Raw genomic sequence first — 512 nt, 5'->3', positions numbered from 1 at the left:
ACACTACAAGGCAAGCGACCTGCAACCATCGATGCATACAGCCGTGCGCTGCGGCGTATTGCCGCCTTCTTTGACCGCTGTCCTGACAACCTCACTACCGATGATTTGAAGCGCTACTTCGCTCAGCTGATTGAGTCACACTCATGGAGCACCGTTAAGATCGACCGTAACGGTTTGCAGTTTTTCTATCGCCATGTGCTCAACCAACACTGGCAGTGGCTTAATATCGTCAAGCCTCCACAGGTCAATCGACTTCCTGATATCCTAACGCCAACTGAAGTTGCCATCGTTATAAGTCTCACACATAAGTTGCGATATCAGGTTTGTTTTCTGACCCTATACAGTATGGGGTTGCGCCTCGGCGAAGGGATCTCTTTGCAAGTAGGTGATGTGGATTCACAGATGATGCAGGTACATATTCGTAATGCTAAAGGCGGTAAGGACAGGTTAATCCCTCTACCACAACGCACCTTATTAGCCTTGAGATATTACTGGCAAACTCATCGCCATCC

1 protein-coding gene is annotated in these 512 nt (G+C 48.6%); it reads left to right on the top strand.

Features of this window, described 5'->3' with window-relative positions; all coding sequences use genetic code 11:
• The coding region (locus L2755_RS22480) for a tyrosine-type recombinase/integrase (protein ID WP_248982765.1) at nt 1-512 on the top strand (512 nt) is incomplete at both ends.

The organism is Shewanella abyssi (genome assembly GCF_023284025.1).
Classification (GTDB): domain Bacteria; phylum Pseudomonadota; class Gammaproteobacteria; order Enterobacterales; family Shewanellaceae; genus Shewanella; species Shewanella abyssi.
This window is presented reverse-complemented; position numbering and strand designations above follow the sequence as displayed.